The organism is Sinorhizobium americanum (genome assembly GCF_001651855.1).
GTDB classification, from domain to species: Bacteria; Pseudomonadota; Alphaproteobacteria; order Rhizobiales; family Rhizobiaceae; genus Sinorhizobium; species Sinorhizobium americanum.
In genome coordinates this window covers 13,285-33,588 of the sequence record NZ_LNQC01000082.1, presented here as the reverse complement: position 1 = coordinate 33,588, position 20,304 = coordinate 13,285, and the positions used below count along the sequence as shown (strand labels likewise).

The window sequence follows — 20,304 nt, the reverse complement described above, 5'->3', positions numbered from 1 at the left end:
GCCTAACCTGAAATCGGTTGAACAACGCCCTTGCATTGCGGCACTCCTGGGGCGGGGGCGGCCACTCCGCTCAGCGAGTTTGGGTGAGGCCCTTACCCGACTCAGTAACCCTGTTGGAGGTCGATCTTGTTGGACGGCGGCTCTCCTCTTGCGACTTGACCGCAGAGATCGGCGGCTTGGACAATTCCACAATCAACCCAGAAGCTCGCGGCATGAGGTGTGATGGTCACCTTGGGATGGCTCCACAATGGTGATGAGGGCTCCAGCGGTTCGTGCTGAAACACATCAAGGCAAGCACCGGAAAGCTGATCTTCGTCGAGAGCGCGGATCAGGTCGGCTTCGTTCACATGCGCGCCCCTGGCGACATTGACGAGGTAGGCACCTCGCTTCACTTTTTCAAAGGCACTGGAGTTCAGTATCCCACGAGTGTCAGCAGTCAGGGGAAGCGAACAGATAACGTAGTCCCGGCCTGTGAGGGCATCCGCGAGTTGGGCAGGGCCAAAGTAACTCTGTATGCCAGGAAGCGCCTTCTGGTGACGAGACCAGACAGCAGTGTCGTAGCCCAGCTCCGCAAACAGCTTTGCAGCCCAGCCACCGATCCGGCCCGCACCCAGCACGACAATTCTTGTCTCGGAGATCTTCCCCGGCGCGATCGGATTCCAAATCTTACGGGCTTGCTGACTCATGTACTCCGCAACATGCCGTTGCTGGCAGAGAACGCGAAGGACGATGTACTGTACCACTTCCGAAGCCAGCTCGCGCGTTGCGAGCCTAATGAGCGGAGCACTCTTGGGAAAGCTTTTGAGATCAATACCATCGACACCAGCACCCAGATACACGACGGCGCGCAGTCCTGTCATCGCGTCGAAAGGACCGGTGCCCTTGTCGATCAGCACGATATCTATGTCAGCTTCGTTCCCGATGTCTGGCCAAAGCCTGAACTCCAGCTGCGGCACGCGCTTCTTCAGCTCAGCAGCCCACACTTCGGCGTCGATGTAGTCAGGATACTCATCGACCATCAGAACGGGAATGGGTTGGCCGGACACTTCGCACCTCCGGATACAGCCAATGATCGGATGTGTATTCCCACCGATTCTAGCACACTCGTCTTGCGCAATGAATTTGCGAAACGGTGCTGGTCCTCCGGGCGGCGGAGGGAAGTTGTCGAGCATAATTTGGATGCACGTCTTCTCCGTCTGCCTTGCCCCTCCAGGATGTCTGGAAAGCCTTGCAACAGCCCGCTCGGCCCATTTTGCGCCTCGCCAAGCGGGAAAATCGACCCTCTGCGGGCATTGGGATGCGGCCCATGAATGGCACAGTTGTGGCCCTCAGCGGACGCTGAAAAAAGGCCTGCCACAGTGGGCAGGCCAATCCGCTCTAGGAGTAGAGAGCGGGGGGAACAACGTTCGAAGGCTATCCCGCCTCCCGAAGCTGGTGTCGACTCAGGCTAACGATCATTCCGCCGCGGGTGCCGGAGCAGCCACCTGGCGTTACGGGACTACTCATGCGCTACAGCTTCCTGGGGGGGGCAGGCCGCTTATTGGCCACCGCCAAAGCGAGACCGCCCAAGATCAGGACCACGCCCGCCGCGAACATCAGGCCGAGCTGATCGCCGAAGAGAAACGACGCAGCGGCAATCCCGAAGACCGGCTGAAGATACCGACCGAACTTTATGAAGTCGGCGATGATCTTGCTGGTTAGGGTCACTCGGGACGGCCGTGTGCCTCCGATCTCGACCTCGTGAAGGTCCACGGCTACGGCTTCCCACGCTGGCGCGGCGGGCCGATGCAATATGGGCAGGCTGGTGGCCTCGATAAGGCTCGACGCGCTGAGCGCGCTAGCGGCCGAGGGGCTGCTCGATCCGCCTTGCGACCTCCTGCTCGAAGTCCCGCGGCACGGCGGCTTCCCCGATGCCTCCCGTTGAGCCACTGTCACCGAGGGGGTGAAAGCCGATCGTCCGCTGATGCGCGGTTACGGATACCGTCACCTGGCTCTCGACAGGCTTTCAGATTCCGCGCATGGGGCACCCCCCTTTTCATGCGACCTTGCGAGCGGGGCTCGGCAGCGGCTTAGTCGTGTCGATCAGCTTATGGGCGACGCCGTTTTCCGTGAGGAGCCGGTGCATCTCGCCGTAGGTTTGGTACCAGGCACGGTTGTACCTGTCGAACAGCGACTGGTCCCAATAGTCTTCGAGCCGGAACGCGTCGCGGCCGAAGAGATCGAAACTGGGGATCTGAAATGTCTCGGCGAATTCGACGGTCCGACTGTCGTAGGTGAAGTAGATGGAAGGGGTTCCGTTGGCGAGCGCCATGAGGTTGCCGTGCAGCCGATAGCCGAGGACAAGGTCCTGTGAGCGCACCAGCGCTTCGTAGTCGGCGACGACGTCGGAATAGAACAGCCGCTCGCGATAAAGCCGTTCCATCGTGTCATCGAGATACCAGGATGCGGCCCAGCCATTGGATCGCAAGGCGGCCATGGCGTCCGCCCGCTGTGCTTCGGTCCCCAGAACGAGTTTTTTTTCCTCGACCTCGCCTTGCGCCATCAGCACCGTATCGAAACGCTCCGCCATGGTCTTGGCAAGGTAGCGCTGGAAGGTGAGATAGCGCTTGATATCCCGCGCATAGTCGGGAGAGACTTCGCGTCGGATCGTGACGCCGACCTTCCGCACGCTTTCGAGCGGCGGCAGCTTGATCCGGAGCTCGGGGTCGTTCCGCCGGAAGGCGGTGGGACAGCCGACGATGCGGACATTGCGGATGCCGAGATCCCATAGAACCTGTGCCGAATAGGCGCCGCGTACGCCGACCGAGACGGCGGAGTCGGCGATCAGATGGAGAAGCGTCCGCGTCTCGTTGGAAAGCTGGAGCCTACCGTTCACAGGCGCCTGCGCCCCAATGCCGAAGCCGATCACCGGCAGTCCCAGCCGCTTCAGGATGGGGATGGCCTGTTCCCAGTTCATCGACGCGTGGATGTAGTTGGAGCCGCGCAGGAAGACATAATCGTATTCGCCGCGGAGCCGGTCGATGACGTCCGGCCGGAATGCGGAAATATCGAGGACGCCGAGCTTGTCGTAGCTCAGGAGCTTCAGCGAGGAATCGAAAACGAAGGCGTCGCCGATATTGTGGTAGCTATCGATGTAGCGCTGCATGTCGTGATGTTCATACCAGCGGACATTGTCGTGTCCGTATACCTCACCCGAGGGAATCATCACAAGCACGCGTACCATGGCGATCCTTCTCAAGCGTCAGCCGGCGTGCGCGAGCACGGCGGGATTCGCGGCATTCGCTTGCCCGAGCTTTTCCCGCAGCAGCCGGCGATAGAGTTCGGCCTGTTGACGGGCCGAGTCGATATGACTCATCGGCGGCCTGAGACTTGCGTGCAGCCGGTCCCAGGCCTGCGGCTCGCTCAACACCTCGACCAGCCGGTCGGCGAGATCCTGGGCGCTGCCGGCGCGGAAATGCAGCCCGTCCCTGCCGACCTGCACCTTCTCGGCCATGCCGCCGATGTCGGAGCAGATGATCGGCCTGCGGTGATGCAGCGCCTCCTGGATGACGATCGGCGAGTTTTCCCACCAGATGGAGGGCAGCACCACCCAGTCGACCGACCGCATCAGCCGCGGCAGGTCGCCATTCTGATAGGCTCCGTAGAAGCGCACGCGGCGACCGGCCTCATCGATGAGCTTCTTCACGCGGTCCTGGAATTCCAAGGGCTGCCGCTCGAGATTGCCGCCATAGATCATCAGGCAGGAATCGTCGCCCCAGATCTCCTCCGGTACGCGCGACACCGCGTCGATCAGCACGTCGATGCCCTTGAATGGCGTCATCTGACCGAAGTAGGCAAAGCGGTTGCGGCGTGTGGCCGGAGCGGGGAGATCGCGCGCCGGCGCCGGTTCCCGCATGACAATGCCGTTCTCGATCACCGAGAGTTTCTCCGCCTCGATTCCCCATTCGACATAGCGGGTGGCGAGAAACATGCTCGGTGAAACGAAAGCGTCGGCAAGGTCGAGCATGCCGCGGACGAACTGTTCCCGCTTCAGGAATTGCGAGACCGGGATCTCGGGAAAGCATCCGTGACAACTGATCGGGGACGCCTCGCTGCAGAGCTGCCCCGAGGCGCGCTTCACCATCTGACCGTGGTTGTGGCAGATCGGCAGATATTCATGGAAGGTCACCACGATGACCGAGTGCGGCAGGGCCTCGCGAAGCGCATAGACCGCCTCCAGACCCATGCCGATGATGTGATGAAAATGAACGACGTGGGGCTTGAGGTCGCCGACGAACCGCAGCAGGTCGCGGCGGATCGCATCGGTATCTCCATTCGACAGGAAGAAATGGTCGTAGTCGTCGGCGTGGTAGAGTACCTCATCGACGGTTAGACGCAGGCTCATCAGCGCTGACGCGCCGTGGCGCGGCACCGGATGGCCGGTCCGGGCGAGGTAGATCGACTCGACCTCCGGCAGCGCGTTCAGGCCCTTGTGCAGGCTGTGCGACGCGATCTCCGCCCCGCCGAGCGACATTGCCGGATGGCCATGCGAAACTACGAGGACCCGGAGCAGCTCGTTCACGTGGAGATCCTTTTGGCAGAAGGCCTGTCCCTCGGCTCTGTTTCGCCTGCTGGAGCGGCTGCCCAGCGAATGCTGAACATCCTCTGGTCGATCCGTTCCATGAGCGCAGCCGTTGCGGCTGTGGTGACGCCGGATGCCTCGTCGGAACCGAGCATCTGCACCGATGGAAGCCAATAGGACTCGGTGCCGGAACGGCCGAGTCTCAGGCCGAGATCAAGCCCCTTGTGCCCGGAGCCGAGATAACCGGCGGCAAAGCCTCCGGCGAGCAAGAGAGACTCGCGCGGCAGGATGCAGCAGTCGAGCGACGCCGCCGCGACCTGCGTCAGCTTCAGACCGGCCAATGCGCCCAGCGGATAGCCGGCATAGCGGGCCGACGGCGGGCATTCTGCTTCGGCGGTCGGCCAGCTTCCGGCCCAGCGCACGGAGTGGTCCTCATAGGCAAGTGTCGGGGAGATGATCGAACCCTTCCGCGTCGCATGGGCGGCGGCGAGCTTGCCGTACCAGCCCCTCCGATGCGGCAGCAACGAGCCGGCAAGCAGAACCACCGTTTCTCTGGTGAGCGCACGTGCCCCGGCTTCCAGGAGATCGTAGACGTCCCCAGCCGCGTCGGTCGACATCAGCCGCAACGACAGTTGGTAGAATTCGGCAAGCCGCCGTATGCGGGCGGCCTGCCGGCGAAAGCGTTCGGCGGTAAGCACGAGAGCGATCGGCGCCCGCCGCGTTTCCGGGTCGAGGGCGAGGAGCCCGAGGAACGGGGCGATGGCTTCCCCTTCGCTATCGCCGACGGCGACGACGATCGGCGGGCCGCCCGCCCGGTCGAACGAGCCTGCCTCGAGCGTGGCGCCAACCGTCGGTAGAGGTCTTTCCGATCCGGACAGGAACGGCACGATCTGGCGATCGATGATCTCCGGCAGAGCCCAGTCGGTCGGGTCGATGGACTTCAACTGCCGAAGGACGGCAGCACGGGCCGGAATCCTCAGGGGCGTCAGCGGCAGGAAGGCGCGACGCGAGTCCCTGAGCGTCAGTTCCAGATGAAGGGGCGCTTGAGCGCCTCCGGCGAGGCGATCGGCAAAGATGAGGAAGCCGTGACCATGACCTCCACCTTCAAGCCCGTTTCGGAACGACGGCTGGTCCGTAAAGGCATCCGTTACGTCGGACCGGTCGATCCTCGTCCAGCGATCGTCGATCCGCATTGCGGCCCGCTGGCAGCAAAGCCTGACGCCTTGGACATGGCTGTCGGGGTCGAGCAGCCAGCCCGAGATTAGGAGTCCGCCGTTCACCTGAAAGACATTGTCCAGGTCCATGCGCACGGGAAGCGAAAGCGTGGAGACCGTCTCCCGGCCATCGAAACTGTTCGCGGCCGCCCGCAGTCGCAGGAGAACCTCGGGCGAGCTGTGGGTCTGGAGCAGCACCGAGCGAATATGGCCGGGCGTTTCCGTGGGGCCGGCGATTGTTCGATGCTGGTGGATACGCACATAGCGCCAGGCGCCGGGCGTGCGATAAAGGAGCCCTTCGATATCCCGCGCCCGGAGCGGCTCGTTTGCGGACAGCAGCCCAACGAAGCCGGCCGCGCCCTCCGGCACGTCCTGGCGGGAAAAGGTGGCGATCGCGCATTCGCAGGCGGCGGGGCTATCGCCGCCCACCACCGCCCGGCAGACGCCCGGCACGATGTGGCGGCCCCATCCGCTCAGGAAAATTGGACCCTCGTGGCTTTCGCCGAGGAGTTCGATGAAGCCGTCCCTTCCACTTCCGGACTGCAGCAATGCGATCACTGCCGACAGCCTCCGCCGCCCGGTCGGACCCTTCATCAGCACGTCCACCAGGGACTCGACGGTTGCCGTGAGATGGCTCCCTGCCAGATCGGTGAGGATTGCGGTGGCTACGCCAATCGTGACCGGGCGCGGCGTGAAGAGATAGCGCCTGGCGGTCGCCTCCTCGCCGAAGCGGATGGTCGTCAGGGCACGATCGGCTGCGTTCATCGGCACGAGCGCCGCAAAACCATGCGTGGCCGACACCTGGGGGGGCGTGAGCCGCCAGCCGATGATCGTCGCTGCGAAGGCGGCGCCGGCGTCGTCGTTGATTTCCGCCGCCAGCTCGCCGGCGAGCGGATCACCCGTGCCGATGACGAGCAGGAGTGTGTCGTCCACGTGGCAGGCGACCACTCGTCCGGCCCGCATGATCCGGCCGGCGGGTTGCGATGCGAGCGGGAGCGCCTGTTCGATATCGACCATGGGCACGACCGCCTCAGGATCCTGCAAGGAGCGAGAGGGCTGCGCCCGCCACGAAGCCCACGAGAACGAAGAGGAGCAGCAGCAATGGCTTCAGCTCCCCGTTCGAACGCTTCTGCAAGCCGCCGACGTTCTTCTCCATCGCCGCGACGACTCCGTCGAGCCGCATGAGTTGGACGTCGAGATCGTCCAGCCTCTGGGCGATCTCGACGCCGAGTTTGGTGATTTCCTCGCGGATGGGGCCGAGCCCGGCCGTTTCGTCGTCGCTCTCGTCGACCCGGTTGCGCTGGAGCGAGCGCTGCGACACCTGCAACTGCCGCTGCGCCGCCATCAGCACGTCGAGCTTGTCGAGCACCTTGGTGAGTGGTGCAGCGATCAAGGCTTCGGCCGCCTGCTCGTCGGGCCGGGGAACGCGCAACTTCTGTTCCACGCCGCCTCCGTCCAGTGCCGTCACCACGAGGTCGGCGACACGCGCGGCAGCCGTCTCCGGCAAGGGAATCTCGAAGGCGTGGCTGCCATCGCCAATGCCGTTGCGCCTGAGGTCGGGGCGATTGCGGTCGGCAATCGACTCGGCGATGACGCCGCCGTCGAGAAGCACGCGGATGCTCAGCCGCTTGTCTGGGGTTGCCGGATCGAAGGCCCATCCGTAGAGCCGGCCCTGGTCGATAGCATCGACCCGGCCGCTCATCGGCTTCGCATTGTCCTGTTCCGGTGCGGCATTTGAAATGGTCGCCATCGATGTTCCCCCCTATGCCGCCTCGATGCGCGCCGGCTCGATCGTTTCGATTAGATCGAGGTAGCGCCGGGCGGTCGTGTCGATGTCGTCGGGCTTGCGGGCATTTACAGTAAGATCGCGCTGCAGATCTGGATCATCGATGATCCGGCGCATGGCGGAGGCGAGCGCTCGCGGATCGCCGGGTGAAACGGTAAGACCGTTTACGCCGTCTTCGACCATTTCGGCCATGCCGCCGATATTGCTGGCGATCACCGGCTTGCCGAGGGCCTGCGCCTCTCCGACGACGAGCGGGGCGTTTTCCCACCAGACGGACGGCACGATGGTGCAGTCGACGGCGGCAACGAGCTCGGTGATGTCCTCGCGTCGATAGGGGCCGCGTTGCTGCACGATGGGGGCGGTTTCGCCAAAAAGCCGGGCAATCTCGTCCAGGAAGCCTTCGCTCTGGAACGGCGCCCCGCCATGGACGCGGAGCTCGAATTCGCACCCATCCGCAATGAGTTGTCGCGCCGCTTCGAGCAGCACGGGCACCCCTTTCCAGGGATTGAGATTGCCGAAATAACCGAAGATCGGCCGGCCGCCGCCGTTCCGGTCCGGTCGCGCCGGGGCTGCGCGAACAGGGATGCCGTTCGGGATCACGCTGATCAGCTCGGCGGCAAGCCCCCATTCGATGAAACGCTGCCTGAGGAAGCGGCTCGGAGAAACGAAACGGTCCACCGTCCGCAGAAGGGCTTTCAGATGCTGCTCGCGCAGCGTGAAGCGATCGAGCGGTATGTCCTTGAAACAGGCGTGGCAGCGGTCGGCGCTTGCCTTATGACAAAGTTCCTTGCCGCTCGTGCGCACCATAAGCCCGTCGTGATGACAGATCGGGTAGTAGTCGTGCAGCGTCATCACGATCCGGCAGTCCGGCAGGGTGCGGCGCACGATATGCGGAAACTCTGCGCCGAGCAGCAGCAGGTGATGGATGTGAACTACATCCGGCCGGAAGTCGCGCAAGAGCTCTTCGAGGTCCGGAACGATGCCGTAGAGGTCGACCTGGCTCATGAAGAAGCGGTCGAAGTGACCGGACCACAGCAGGAGTTCGTCCCCCGCCGGGCCGATCCCCTGGAAGCTCGTGCCTGGCCGTGCCTCGCGATGGATCTGGTTCGTGGCACCGAGGAAGATCGCCTCGCATCCGGCACGCTGATAGGCACGGAAGAGGTCGTGCGCGAAAATCTCGGTGCCCCCGGGGTGGAGCGCGGGGTGGTTGTGGGCGGCGACCAGAATGCGTGCGCTCAACCGCCACCTCCCCGGCACTCGGCCACGAAGACATCCTGGTAGTGATCCGCCGCCTGCCCGCGCCAGTGGCCGAGCGATATCAGCACGGTGGCGAGGCCGGCGCGCTCCAGCGCCCTGTCGAGAAAGCCGTCGTCAAAACCGACGGCGGCGAGCGGCGGCAGGTCCGGAACGAACCAGCAAGGCCCGTCGCCATGGCGTTCGAAGGCCAGGCGCGGGTCACGCCTGCCGCCCTCGTTCGCCGCCGCCACCTGGTCGACGACAAAGGCGGTCATGAACAGCCGGCCGCCGGCCTTGAGGAGCCGTCCGACCTCGCTGAGGTAAACGAGCACCTCGTCGGCCGGCAGATGCGTCACCACCGAGGTCATGATGGCGAAATCGAAATGGCGATCGGCATAGGGCAGCCTCAGCGCCTTGCCGCTGACCTTACCCTTCGGATTGTAGAGGTCGTGTTCGATGTCAATCCGCTGGAAGGTGAAATTCGGATAGGCCGGGGTGATGAAGCGGCGGCACCATCCGATGCCGCCCTCGACAGGGTCGATGCCGCTGTAGCGGCCCTTCTCTAGGTCCAGATATTGCGTAAGCGGAACGGCCATCCGGCCGATGCCGCAGCCGATGTCGAGCACTCGGCTCTGCGGCTGCAACCCACCCATCCGGATGAAATGGCCAAGAAACTCGGTGCCAACCGCCCTGAAGTCACCGTCGCCGACGAAAACGCTGTTCGGATCCGGGTGCGGCAGAAAACGGTTGCGCTCGATCGTCTCGAGGAGCCATTGGACACGTTCTTCACGAGCGGAAGGCACCGCGGGTTCGGTTGTAGGGCTGAGGGCGGTCTCGCTCATGCGGCGCTCCTCGCCGCGGCTTTGTTGAGGGAGGCGCCCACCTCGCCGGCGCTCAGTCGGGCAGCCATCAGTTCGGCAATGACGCCGTTCCAGCGCTCGGTGTGCAGCCATGCATTGTACTGGCTGGCGACGCCGCGCATGTAGTCCTGGCTGCGGCGGATCGACCGGCGCTCGAAATGGTAGAGAGACGCGGACGGCTCATAGGCTATGTCGAAGCCGGCCCTGCGAATCTTCAGGCAGAGGTCGCTGTCCTCGTAGTCGCCGATGACATAGTCTTCCGTGTAGCCGCCGACGAGCTCGTAGATGTCCCTGCGCGCGACGAGGCACGCTCCGGTGACGCCGGGGACAGGGCGGGGAACTTGCGCTGGGGGATAATCTCCCGGCATGCCCTTGTGGAAGTGGTGGTTCATCCAGACGCCGCGCTTGTCGCGCGCAAAATAGAGCCCGGCATGCTGAAGCGAACCATCCTCGAAAACCAGCTTGGGACCGATGGCGCCGAGTTTCATCTCGTCGAGAAGCGGTCGGGCAAGCTTCTGCAGCCAGCCCGCGGCGCGAGGAACGACGTCGGAATTAAGCATGACGAGAACCGCGCCGCGCGCAAATCGCGCGCCGGCATTGCAGGCCCGCGCATAGCCACCGTTGCGGTTCATCACCACCAGTTTCATCGGTAGCCCGTGCAGCAGGTGCAGCCCACCGAGCAGATGTTCCGTTTGGTCTTGGATTTCGGGGGAATCCAAGACGTAGACGATCTCCGCATTGCTGACGATCCACGGGTCCGTCGCCATGCCGGAGAGCTGGAAGCGGAGGAAGTCGAGGACCCGGTAAAGCGGCACCACGATCGAAACGAGGGGTGCTTTCTCATGCAGGCCGTAATCCTTGGTGCAGTCGACCGTGATCGTCTTGCCCAGTCGCTGCTCCACGTCCTCGATTGCCGGGGCAAGGATCGTCCGGAAGGCCTGGTCGATCGCGTGCTGCGGCGGCACGGCGCGCAGGATGCGGTTTCGCTGCGCCGCCGGCTCGAAGGGCTGCGGTTTCGGCACGAGCGGTTTTGCCGCGCCCGAGGCAAGCCGCATCTGAAAGCGCGGCTGGAGCAGAACACCCGGGGGCTGATCGAGCGGAAGCCAGGCAACGAAACCGGTGACATCGGTTCGGGAGCCCTCTTCCGCCCCGCGTGCCCAGGCCGGAAACGTGTACCAGTTTCCGTCGAGCGGCAGGGCGGTGCCGTTTTCCTTTAGGTAGTCGATCCCAGCGAAAGTGGATGTCGGGTCATGGTACCAGCCGCCGGCAATGAGGCCGCCGGAAAGCACCAGCGCAAGGTCGATCTCCGCGGCCGGGTGCGTTCCGGACTTGACGATCTGCCTTGACGGCAAAGGGAGCCGAAGCTGCAGGTCGACGGCCGTCGCCGCGCCACCCTCCGGCTGACCCGAGAGCCACCGAACGACGAACTCGCGCAATGGCGCTGCGCCGCGGTGCTCGGCCCACAACGTCTGGAGGTTCGGATAGCGGGTCTTGCCGGTGGAGAGCTCGCGAAGCGCTATGCCCTTCTTGCCGAGGAACACGAAGAGCAGCGGCTGCGTGGGCCGGGGCGATTCGATGACGAAGTGGCAGGGTCGGTGCGCCCGCGCCGGCTGCGCGCCGACGAGAAAATGCGAAGAGAGCGGCAGGATGCCGTTCGCCCCGAGCGCATAGATGGCGCCGATCTCGCCAAATTCCGCGCTGATGGCGGTCTCGACCAGATACCGGCCCTCGGCGATGGGGCAGAGGAAATTGGCGGGACGCGGCCCTGAAGTCAGCGCGTAAAGCGCATCTTCGACGGCACCGATGAACAGCGCGTCTCGGGAAAGGCGCAGTGCGCTGCGCCAGGCCGTAAGGAGATTGTTGAGGACCTTTAGGCAGCCCTCCGGCGAAAGATCGGCAAACAGCGCCTCCACATCGAGCGCGGGCAGGTCGCGGACGGGCCGTAGCACGAAAGATTGAAGGTTGCTGCATTCAGCCGAAATCTCGACTTGTTCCGGCTCGGTTCGCGGCCGCAAGGCCCAGAGTACGCGATGGCGGCCATTCGCCAGCGGCACCATCATGCTGACGAGCGGGACCGGTTGATGCGGCAGGGAAAGGGTGTACTTGGCCGCGACCGGAAGGGCGGCTGGAATGTCCCAGATGATGACGGCCGCCTCTGATGCGAGCCGGAAGGCCTTCGCTTTGTCGAAATTGCCGCTGGCATCCCGCGCTCGGTCGTCGAACGTCACCCACCACTCCTCTTGACTGCTGGAGGGAAAGGCGCGCCCCGCGGGAGGAGGGCAGGACGCGCCATTTCAAGTAAGAGCGGGATGGGGAGAATCTCTGTGGCTTCCGCCCGCATCCCGCGTCTGAACCTATTAGTGGACCGTGAAGTAGTTTTCCGGATTGGCCTGGATGTCGTCCGCATCCGTGTTCACCAGCGTCAGCGTGTCGCCATGGCCGAGATCGATGACGACATTGCCGCCGACCTGGGTGATACGCGAGGCGAGGTCGTCTGCCGAGGTGATGTCGAGGCCATTGATGCCCTTCGAGATCTGCAGCACGTCTTCGCCCGGGGCGAAATCGAGGATGACGTCGTTGCCGCCGCCGCCGTCGAAGACGAAGACGTCGCTGCCCTCGCCGCCCGACAGGATATCGGAACCGGACCCACCGTTGATGATGTCGTTACCGGCACCGCCGATGAGCACGTCATGGCCGTGGCCGCCGATCAGGAAATCGTCGCCGGCACCGCCAACCAGGACGTCGCTGCCGTTGTCGCCGTACAGGAGATCCGCGCCCGAACCGCCGAGCAGGATGTCGTTGCCGTTCTCTCCATAGAGAATATCTGAGTCTTCCCCGCCAAACAGGACGTCGTTCCCGTTGCCGCCGAACAGCAGGTCGTTACCCGCGTCACCGAAAATGACGTCGTGCCCGTTGCCTCCGCCGACAAAATCATCACCACCATGGGCGCGGATGAAATCGTCAAAGCGAGAGCCAAACAGGGCGTCGTCGTATGCGCCGCCTTCCAAAGTGGCCATCTGCTTCTCCTCTTCGCCGTTTGAGGCGTCATCGCACGGAACCCCGAGGACAACGCGGCCGGAGTGTGCACTGCGAAAAACCAGAAGGCAACAGTAGTACCGAAACTAACCGATGGCCACTATGCTAATAGTTGCGCAATTTGGATATTGAACAGAACGTGTGTTAATATTGGCACAATATATTTAAGGAACATTGCCGGCGTAATACTTATAATTCAATTCGAAATTTGAAGTAAATTGCGGCTGTCCTGAAACTTGCATCGTCAGTCTTCCCGGAAGGCGCGGTTGAGGCTGTTGCTGACCGGCGAGACGAGGTAATCGATGACCGAACGCGGCTTGTGCACGATCAATACCTCGGCGGGCATGCCGGGGTAGAGGCGGATATCGGGGTTGGCGGCGAGCGATTGCGAAGCGATCTCGGCGCGCGCCACGAAATAGGCGAAGTTGGATTTCTCATCCACGGACTGGTCCGCCGCGACATACGTGACCGTGCCGTCGAGCGGCAGGTGCGAACGCTGGTTATAGGCCGTCAGACGGATCCGCGTCTTGGAGCCGATCGCGATGCTGTCGATGTCGCGGGTACTGACGCGCATCTCGATGAGCAGTGGCTCGTCCTCCGGCACGATGTCAAGCAACGGCTGGCCGGGGGTGACGGCGCTCCCCGGCGTGCGAAGCTGGATATTGGCGACGACTCCGGCCTGCGGGGCGCGGATCTCGAGGCGGCGCAGCACGTCCTTCGCCGCCGTGATGCGCTCCTCGACATCGGCGAGTTCCAGCCGGGCCGTGGTGATCTCGCCGGCAATCTCCGACTGGAAATCGCTCTCGATTCCCGTCAATGCGAGCTCGGCCCCGGACCCGGCCTTCTCGGCCTGCGCCCTGTCGCCCACGAGCTCCCCGCGTGATGCGGCAAGCTCGCTCAGTCGCGCGTCGATCTCGATGAGCTTCGAGCGTTGGGCAAAGGCCTTGTCCACCAGAGTCGCGATTGCCGATCGCTGTTCTTTGATCAGTTCGATCTGCCGGTCGGTCGCCTGAATCTGGGTGGCGAGCGACTTCGCCTTTTCGGAATATTCCTCGATGGTCTTGCGCTGGATCTCAAGTCGCCCGCTCTTGGCCTCGCGGCGCTTCATGAAGAAAGAGGTTTCCGCCGTGACGGCATCATCGGCGGTGACGGTCTCGGCATTGGCGAGGTCGGCGGGAAAACTTATCGCCGTCGCCCCCATCTGCTCGGTTTTGAGGCGTGCCAATTTTGCGATCAGCCCAACGCGCCGGCTTTGCAGGGCCTGCAGGTCGGAGCGGGCGCGCGTATCCTCGAGCTTGACGAGCGGCTGCTCGGCGACGACGTGGTCGCCTTCTTGAACCAGGACGCGGCTGAGCACGCCGCCTTCGAAGTGACTGACCGTCCGGCGCTTCGTGTCAACGATGACGGTGCCGTTGGTCACCGAGGCGCTGCTGAGTTCCGTTGAAAACGCCCAGCCGAAGAAGCCGCCGAAGGCGACGAGGATCGTCGCCAGGCCTGCAATGACGAGGCGGCGCAGCGACGAATTCGCGTCGTCTTCGATGAGCTCGGCGTCGACCGCGCCTGCCGGCTGCGCCACGGGGAAGCTCATCGGCAGGCGGCGATCCGGATCGTCGGTCTTTGCCAGTTGCTGCGCAGAAGGGCGCATGGGCACGATCGGCTCTGTGATCATCAAGAGGTTCCTTCGCGCCGTGTTTCGCCAGGCAGCATGGAAGCGACTACGTCGGTGCGCGGTCCGAACTGAGTGATTCGGCCGCCTTCGAGAACGAGCAATTTGTCAGCGACCTGCATGATCGCGGGCCTGTGGGCGATCATGACGACGATGGCGCCGTCGTTGCGCGCCTGTTCGATGGCGCGGACGAGCGCCCGCTCGCCGATCGCATCGAGATTGGCGTTCGGCTCGTCGAGCACGATCAGCCGCGGCCGGCCGTAAAGGCATCGGGCAAGCGCAATTCTCTGCCTTTGCCCGCCCGAAAGGCTCAGCTGGCCGTCGCCGACCGGCGTGTCGTAGCCGAGCGGCAGCCGCCCGATCATGTCGTGGACTTCGGCAAGCCGCGCCGCCTCGAGCACCTTATGAGGATCGCTTTCCTCCATGCGGGCGATGTTTTCACGGATCGTGCCCTCGAGCAGCGATACGGATTGCGGCAGATAGCCCGCCATCCGCCCGAACGAGCCGCGCTCCCAGAGATAGACGTTGTTGCCATCCAGGAAGACCCCGCCGGCCGTCGGTTTGAGGATGCCGACGAGGAGGCGTGCCAGGGTGGACTTGCCGGCGGCGGAGGGGCCGACGATACCGAGCACCTCGCCGGGCGAGAGAGTCAGGGAGATGCCCTTGATGATCGGCACCTCCACGCCGGGGGCGGCGTAGACCAGCTTGTCGACGACGAGATCGCCTTGCGAAGGCGGTGTCGGCATGGTCTGGCGGACTACGAGATCCTGATTCAGCGCCGCCTCGATCCGTCGCCAGCTCGAAAAGGCCAGCACCCATTGCCGCCAGTTTTCGACGATCGAATCGAAGGGTTGCAGCAGGCGCCCGACGAGAATGCTTGTCGCCATCATCGCGCCGGGGGTGACCGCCTGCTCCACCACCAGAAGCGCGCCGCTGGCAAGCGCTACGATCTGGATGGAGAGGCGCAGGCCGCGGGTAATCGAGGCCATCGCCCGGCTCCGGCTCCCGCTCGTTTCGAGCGCGGCCAAGGCATGCAATTGCGCGGCCCGCCATCGTCTGGCCAGCGCCGGCAGCATCCCCATCGCCTCGATTGCTTCGGCGTGACGTAATGTCGCACCTATTTTCGACACTGCCTCAATATTGGCCTGGCTTGCCTCTTTCATAAGCTGGCGTGTTAGCAGGTCGGTTAACAAACCGCAGCAAACGAGCACCACAACCGCAATCGCGCCGATCAGCCCGAAGAGCGGGTGCAGAAGAAAGAGAACGCCGAGAAAAATCGGCGACCAGAGGGCATCAAGGGGCGCGCTGACGGCCGAGGACGTCAGGAAACCGCGCAGTTCCGTGAGGTCCCTGAGCGACTGAGTCGCGCGGCCAAGTCCCTGATCGGCCGACGCCTGGACCGCGGCGGTGAGGACCGGCAGGTTTAGCCAGCGCACCACCGCGCTGCCCATCGCCTGGAAGGTCATGGCGCGGATGAACTCGAGCACGCCGAAGACGACGAGTGCGCCGACCGCCAGAATGGTCAGCATGACGAGGGTGTCCATGCTCTGGCTGTTCAGAACCCGGTCCTGCACCTGCATCATGTAGACCGGCAAGGTGAGCTGTAGCAGGTTGATACAGGCGCTCAGCAGTGCTGCATAAAGAAGCGTCACGACGAATACGCGACGCACTTTGAGCATCAACATCCTATGGTTGATTGTTCCATTTTGGACTGGTGATGGGCCGATTTGGCCCTTGCTAATCATATTATTTCGAACAGTATCACGCATGGGCGATTTTCTGGCTACAACGCGTCAGCGGGTTGAGGGGCAGTCGGTTCATAATCACTCAAATCACAGTATTGCTGTGATCAGTGTGACATAATAATGATCCATTGCTCAAGGTCAGGTAATTCGGGAGCGGGGGCCATGAAATTTGCTTCAATTTTTGAAGTAAATTCCCGAATGTTGAAGTAAGTTCCCTAATGGAGAGAGGGATGAATCATAGGATTCTTTATTCGTTCGCAAACTTTGGAGACGCCGTGGCGGTCCAACCCGCGAGCGAAACGGCCCGCACTACCCCCAGTCAAGCTGAGCGCCAGCAAGGCGGAGAGCCTCCCCTGATCAGCTATTTCGAACTGGCCCGCGTCATGGAGCGTGCGAGCCGGCGCTTTTCCGGACTGTTGCGCACGGAACTGACCAAGCTCGGAGTCGACGACATCGGGCCGGCGCAGGCGATGGTTCTTCTGGCCATCGGGGAGGCGGAGCTGTCGGTGGGAGAGCTTCTGGACCGTGGCCATTATGTGGGGTCCAACGTCTCCTACTATCTGAAGCAGCTCGCCGACGGGGACTATATCGACCGGATGGCATCGCAGCGCGACAAGCGCTCGGCTCGCATCCGGCTGTCGGAGAAGGGCAGAAAGCTCTGCGCGGAACTGCGCGAGGCAGCGAAATCATACGAGCGGGCCTTGACCCGCGGCGAGCAGGACCGGCGCAATCTCGAGACCGCCTTCCAGACCCTGCATCAGCTCGAGCTCGTTTGGGGCAATGCCCACCGTTACGGCTTCTGACGACCGGCGATCGTAACCCTCGTTTGGCGACTGGCTAGAACATGCACGTAGCGTTTGTACACCGGCGCGGGTTTGGTCAGTTTGCCGCCCTGGCAGCCCATTTGGCCCAATCCGGAAACGAGGTCACCCTCGTCACGGAAACGGTGGATCAGCGGATCCCCTCCGTCCGCGTCGTCCGCCACCGGGCGGAACCCGGCCCGCGAGCCCATCCGCAGATGGCCCGGCATCTCGCCATTCCCGACCATCACGCGCGAATCGGCCATCGGGTCGCCGAGACGTTCGATGCGATGGCGCACCAAGGCCAGGCGCCCGACATCATCCTCGGCCATATCGGCTGGGGCAGCATGATGTTCGTCAAGGACGTGCTGCCGCGGGTGCCGGCACTCGGCTATTGCGAGTTCTACTATCGGGCGGAGGGCGCCGACGTCGGCTTCGCGCCAGAGGACCAGCCAGACACTGAGACGCGCAAGAGGCTGCGTCTTCGCAACATCGCCCAACTCCTGTCACTCGAGGCGATGGACGGCGGCATCAGTCCGACCTCCTGGCAAAGGAGCCTCTATCCGGACGATGTGCGCTGGCACATCGCCGTCTGCCACGAGGGGATCGACACGCGGCGCTTCCGCCCCGACCCGTCCGCCTCGCTGAAGCTTCCCGACGGGCGTGTGCTGAAGGCCGGCGATCCTCCGATCGTAACCTTCGTCGCTCGCGACCTGGAACCCTATCGCGGCTTTCCACAGGCGCTGGAAGCGGCTGCGAAGGTCGCCCGGCGGCATACGGACGCGCTTTTCGTCTTCGTCGGCGGCGACGGCGTGAGCTACGGCGCGCCGCCACCCGGTGGCGGCTCGTGGAAGGAGCACCTGCTCGCGTCGCTCGAAATCCCGCGGGAAAGATTTTTGTTTCCGGGCGTCGTGCCGCATTCGGTGCTGCGCCAGCTCTACCAGATCTCCTCGGCGCATCTCTATCTGACCTATCCCTTCGTGCTGTCCTGGTCGGTCCTGGAGGCGATGGCCTGCGGCGCGCTCGTCATCGGGTCTGATACCGCGCCGGTGCAGGAGGTCATCCGCTCCGGCCGCAACGGTCTTCTCGTCCCATTCTTCGACACGGATGCGCTGACCAACACCATTGTCGACGTTCTCCAACGTCCGGCGGACTTCCGGGAGCTGCGGGCGGCGGCGCGCAGAACCGTCGAGCAACGCTTCAACCAGGAGGATTGCCTCGCACGCCAGATGGCACTGATCGGTCAGGTGACCGGCCAGGGCGAGATATTTCGTCGGGAAACGGAGTCTGCTTGACCCATTGTTTCAATTTTTGAAGTATAATGAAATATTATTCATAGTGTACCGACACGGCAATCGCTACAAAATTCGATGTAAATTACGCGCAAAGCATTTTTTCATTTTTATAAAGAATCAACGCGATATCAAATCATTAAATTTCATAAATTTTTCTACTGCACTGCAATATGTATTAGTTTGACAAACCTAATGAATACGCCATTATTTGGATGGATCTGCTGTTTGGCGCCATCGGGATGGGGCAGGATGTAGGAAATGACAATACAGACTTTTAAGCTTTCTCCAGCTGCGAAATCACTCAGCGAAATTGACCTGTTGAAGAAACCAATCCTGCTCCGCATGGGAATTGCCCATGACGATCTTCCTCATACTCTGTCCAAGGCGGTCCAAATTTTCGGCGTTGAAGTTGTCAGAGACGACACCGCCGTGCTGTGCGACGACTCAGGCAAGAAAATCGAAGTCCACGAGGCACCACTGTGCACGCTCGCAATCATTATCAATCCCGCGCATCGCGGCCAAGAAAAGCCCTTTCTCGACTGGTTACGAGAGCGGGGTGTCGCAGACGCGCCGCTCGTCCTTGAGTGGCAAAAAGGCAAGGAGATCGAGACAACGGCGCTCATCATCCAGAAGCTTGCCGACCTATTGCTATCCGACGCTCGGAAAATCGCTCAGGCAAATCGAGAGCTGCTCGCACTGCGTACCTTGAACGACAACCTGCAAAACCGTTTCGCAGCAGTCGAAAGTTTCGTTGACAGGCAGGGGCTACAGCCTTTCGATCTGGCTTTTTCGAACGAGCCCGTCAGCAGCTCGTCTCGCTCTAATGTCCTGGCCGACGCCTCTTTTAAGGGAGTGTCCCAGATCCTACCGGTTGCAAGTGCTGGCGTGAGTGCGATTGCAATTCATTTCGAGCGGTTGGCGCATCGTGATGAGGCCACGCTGCATGCTCAACTGGTGACGCTTGAGGACCGACAGGTCGTAGAAAAATGGATCATACCGTTCTCGCGACTTCATCAGGGGTGGAATTATCTGGGTCTGTCGCGCACGCTCGCCGGTCTTCGGCGCACGTTGAAACTGCAGCTGCATATCGAGGATCTGGACGATGAAATGCCGCTGCTTTCGCTTGGTGGCCTTCAGCCCCTGGAGATGTTCCAGGTCCAGGATGCAGGCAACGACGCACCATTGTTGAAGAACAGCTTGGCAATGCAGGTCTGGTGCGGAATGCCTGGTGTGCTGCTTCCGAGCTGGGCGAATTATTTACCGGCACAGTCGGGACAGGCAAGGGACGAGGGCTTTCGCGAGATGCCACTTGCGAACGGCATTATTGATCTTGCGACACTGGCCAACACGGAGGAGATTGCGTTCGAATTCCCGGCAATCATGGCGCTTCCGGAGGAACGGGCCATCGCCTGCCATCCTCCCTCGACCGGAATTACGATCGGCCGGCTTCCGGCAGCATGCCCGCCCAAAATTTTGCGGATATCGTCCACCGCGATGATCGACAATGATCAATCACAAGACGTCGATTTTGCGCTTGTAATCGCGGGTGATCTGAACAGTGCTCGGCAACTTTTCAGCGAGGCACGTGGTGCGGGCAGTGGAGAGGGCTTCTCTGGTTGGACAAGCGTTACTCATGGCGAAGAGGCGCGTATCAATGCCTTTATCGCGGAGCAGGTGGGCATCTGGCAGAACATCTATTTTGCCACACGGATGAGAAATCCCGGTGATAACGCTTTCGCCTGGGCCAAATTCCGCGACATCAGCCTCATGGTCAACGGGTAGGTCGCTCATGCGGGACCAAGTCAAGCATCATCTGGAACAGGTCACCGCGTCGCCACCATCCGAGGATGACGTCGAAGGTTCGTTTTCTCCGAAGGTTGCAGTGGTCGTTCCGGCCTACAAGCATTCGGTGCTGTTGGCTGAGGCCGTTGAATCGGCACTGGCGCAGGAGGCACCTTTTGACATAGCGGTCGTCATTGTCGATGACGGATGCCCTTTCCCGGAAACCGGCCAAGTGGGGCGAACCTACGCGCTGGCCCACTCAAACGTATTCTAGCTGCGCAAAGCCAATGGCGGATTGAGTTCAGCTCGCAATTACGGAATCG

Annotated in this window: 17 protein-coding genes; 5 read left to right on the top strand and 12 right to left on the bottom strand. The window is 62.5% G+C overall.

Features of this window, described 5'->3' with window-relative positions:
* Positions 1-101: 101 nt before the first annotated feature.
* Together ATC00_RS30245 and ATC00_RS34000 are read right to left on the bottom strand one after the other, a co-directional pair.
* Complete coding sequence (locus ATC00_RS30245; protein WP_161951952.1) at positions 102-1,046, bottom strand: NAD(P)-dependent oxidoreductase; 945 nt, start codon at positions 1,044-1,046, stop codon at positions 102-104.
* Positions 1,047-1,509: 463 nt separating this feature from the next.
* A complete protein-coding gene (locus ATC00_RS34000) occupies positions 1,510-1,752 on the bottom strand; it encodes a hypothetical protein (RefSeq protein WP_064255468.1) in 243 nt (80 codons plus the stop codon).
* 40 nt (positions 1,753-1,792) lie between these two features.
* Between ATC00_RS34000 and ATC00_RS33885 the strand changes: the two genes are divergently transcribed.
* Positions 1,793-1,924, top strand: coding sequence for a hypothetical protein (locus tag ATC00_RS33885; RefSeq protein WP_268801754.1), 132 nt, complete (start codon positions 1,793-1,795; stop codon positions 1,922-1,924).
* Positions 1,925-2,035: 111 nt separating this feature from the next.
* On the opposite strand, the gene ATC00_RS30235 is transcribed toward ATC00_RS33885, so the two are convergent.
* The 10 genes from ATC00_RS30235 to ATC00_RS30190 form a co-directional block, all read right to left on the bottom strand.
* Positions 2,036-3,223 (bottom strand): polysaccharide pyruvyl transferase family protein, encoded by a 1,188-nt coding sequence (locus ATC00_RS30235; protein WP_064255467.1) that lies wholly within the window; start codon positions 3,221-3,223, stop codon positions 2,036-2,038.
* Positions 3,224-3,241: 18 nt separating this feature from the next.
* On the bottom strand, positions 3,242-4,561 hold the full coding sequence (locus ATC00_RS30230) for a glycosyltransferase family 4 protein (RefSeq protein ID WP_064255466.1): 1,320 nt from the start codon (positions 4,559-4,561) through the stop codon (positions 3,242-3,244).
* On the bottom strand, positions 4,558-6,792 hold the full coding sequence (locus tag ATC00_RS32730) for a hypothetical protein (protein WP_064255465.1): 2,235 nt from the start codon (positions 6,790-6,792) through the stop codon (positions 4,558-4,560). Before ATC00_RS32730 ends, ATC00_RS30230 begins: the two co-directional genes overlap by 4 nt.
* A 13-nt stretch (positions 6,793-6,805) precedes the next feature.
* Positions 6,806-7,525 carry a hypothetical protein gene (locus tag ATC00_RS30220; RefSeq protein ID WP_064255464.1) on the bottom strand — a complete coding sequence of 240 codons (720 nt, stop codon included), beginning with the start codon at positions 7,523-7,525 and terminating at the stop codon, positions 6,806-6,808.
* A 12-nt stretch (positions 7,526-7,537) separates the two neighbouring features.
* On the bottom strand, positions 7,538-8,800 hold the full coding sequence (locus ATC00_RS30215) for a glycosyltransferase family 4 protein (protein WP_064255463.1): 1,263 nt from the start codon (positions 8,798-8,800) through the stop codon (positions 7,538-7,540).
* Positions 8,797-9,639: a class I SAM-dependent methyltransferase gene (locus ATC00_RS30210; protein WP_064255462.1), complete on the bottom strand. Its 843-nt coding sequence runs from the start codon at positions 9,637-9,639 to the stop codon at positions 8,797-8,799. The genes ATC00_RS30215 and ATC00_RS30210 overlap by 4 nt, the downstream gene beginning before the upstream one ends.
* On the bottom strand, positions 9,636-11,885 hold the full coding sequence (locus tag ATC00_RS30205) for a glycosyltransferase family 2 protein (protein WP_064255461.1): 2,250 nt from the start codon (positions 11,883-11,885) through the stop codon (positions 9,636-9,638). Before ATC00_RS30205 ends, ATC00_RS30210 begins: the two co-directional genes overlap by 4 nt.
* A gap of 129 nt (positions 11,886-12,014) precedes the next feature.
* Complete coding sequence (locus tag ATC00_RS30200) at positions 12,015-12,674, bottom strand: calcium-binding protein (RefSeq protein ID WP_064255460.1); 660 nt, start codon at positions 12,672-12,674, stop codon at positions 12,015-12,017.
* Between the two features lie 263 nt (positions 12,675-12,937).
* On the bottom strand, positions 12,938-14,362 hold the full coding sequence (locus tag ATC00_RS30195; RefSeq protein WP_064255459.1) for an HlyD family type I secretion periplasmic adaptor subunit: 1,425 nt from the start codon (positions 14,360-14,362) through the stop codon (positions 12,938-12,940).
* On the bottom strand, positions 14,362-16,128 hold the full coding sequence (locus ATC00_RS30190; RefSeq protein ID WP_082912632.1) for a type I secretion system permease/ATPase: 1,767 nt from the start codon (positions 16,126-16,128) through the stop codon (positions 14,362-14,364). Before ATC00_RS30190 ends, ATC00_RS30195 begins: the two co-directional genes overlap by 1 nt.
* A 206-nt stretch (positions 16,129-16,334) precedes the next feature.
* Here ATC00_RS30190 and ATC00_RS30185 point away from each other — a divergent pair, with 206 nt between their 5' ends.
* The 4 genes from ATC00_RS30185 to ATC00_RS33230 all read left to right on the top strand — a co-directional run bounded on the left by ATC00_RS30185 (position 16,335) and on the right by ATC00_RS33230 (position 20,255).
* Positions 16,335-16,907, top strand: coding sequence for a MarR family transcriptional regulator (locus ATC00_RS30185; protein ID WP_064255457.1), 573 nt, complete (start codon positions 16,335-16,337; stop codon positions 16,905-16,907).
* A gap of 41 nt (positions 16,908-16,948) precedes the next feature.
* Positions 16,949-18,199 (top strand): glycosyltransferase family 4 protein, encoded by a 1,251-nt coding sequence (locus ATC00_RS30180; protein WP_064255456.1) that lies wholly within the window; start codon positions 16,949-16,951, stop codon positions 18,197-18,199.
* A 258-nt stretch (positions 18,200-18,457) separates the two neighbouring features.
* Positions 18,458-19,981, top strand: coding sequence for a DUF6212 domain-containing protein (locus tag ATC00_RS30175; protein WP_064255455.1), 1,524 nt, complete (start codon positions 18,458-18,460; stop codon positions 19,979-19,981).
* Between the two features lie 7 nt (positions 19,982-19,988).
* Complete coding sequence (locus ATC00_RS33230; RefSeq protein ID WP_064255454.1) at positions 19,989-20,255, top strand: glycosyltransferase family 2 protein; 267 nt, start codon at positions 19,989-19,991, stop codon at positions 20,253-20,255.
* The last annotated feature ends 49 nt before the right edge of the window (positions 20,256-20,304 follow it).

Coding starts and splice junctions, on each gene's coding strand:
- ATC00_RS33885 (WP_268801754.1), top strand. CDS start 1,793: ATGGGCAGGCTGGTGGCCTCGATAAGGCTCGACGCGCTGAGCGCGCTA.
- ATC00_RS30235 (WP_064255467.1), bottom strand. CDS start 3,223: ATGGTACGCGTGCTTGTGATGATTCCCTCGGGTGAGGTATACGGACAC.
- ATC00_RS32730 (WP_064255465.1), bottom strand. CDS start 6,792: ATGGTCGATATCGAACAGGCGCTCCCGCTCGCATCGCAACCCGCCGGC.
- ATC00_RS30220 (WP_064255464.1), bottom strand. CDS start 7,525: ATGGCGACCATTTCAAATGCCGCACCGGAACAGGACAATGCGAAGCCG.
- ATC00_RS30210 (WP_064255462.1), bottom strand. CDS start 9,639: ATGAGCGAGACCGCCCTCAGCCCTACAACCGAACCCGCGGTGCCTTCC.
- ATC00_RS30200 (WP_064255460.1), bottom strand. CDS start 12,674: ATGGCCACTTTGGAAGGCGGCGCATACGACGACGCCCTGTTTGGCTCT.
- ATC00_RS30195 (WP_064255459.1), bottom strand. CDS start 14,362: ATGATCACAGAGCCGATCGTGCCCATGCGCCCTTCTGCGCAGCAACTG.
- ATC00_RS30190 (WP_082912632.1), bottom strand. CDS start 16,128: ATGCGTGATACTGTTCGAAATAATATGATTAGCAAGGGCCAAATCGGC.
- ATC00_RS30185 (WP_064255457.1), top strand. CDS start 16,335: ATGAATCATAGGATTCTTTATTCGTTCGCAAACTTTGGAGACGCCGTG.
- ATC00_RS30180 (WP_064255456.1), top strand. CDS start 16,949: ATGCACGTAGCGTTTGTACACCGGCGCGGGTTTGGTCAGTTTGCCGCC.
- ATC00_RS30175 (WP_064255455.1), top strand. CDS start 18,458: ATGACAATACAGACTTTTAAGCTTTCTCCAGCTGCGAAATCACTCAGC.
- ATC00_RS33230 (WP_064255454.1), top strand. CDS start 19,989: ATGCGGGACCAAGTCAAGCATCATCTGGAACAGGTCACCGCGTCGCCA.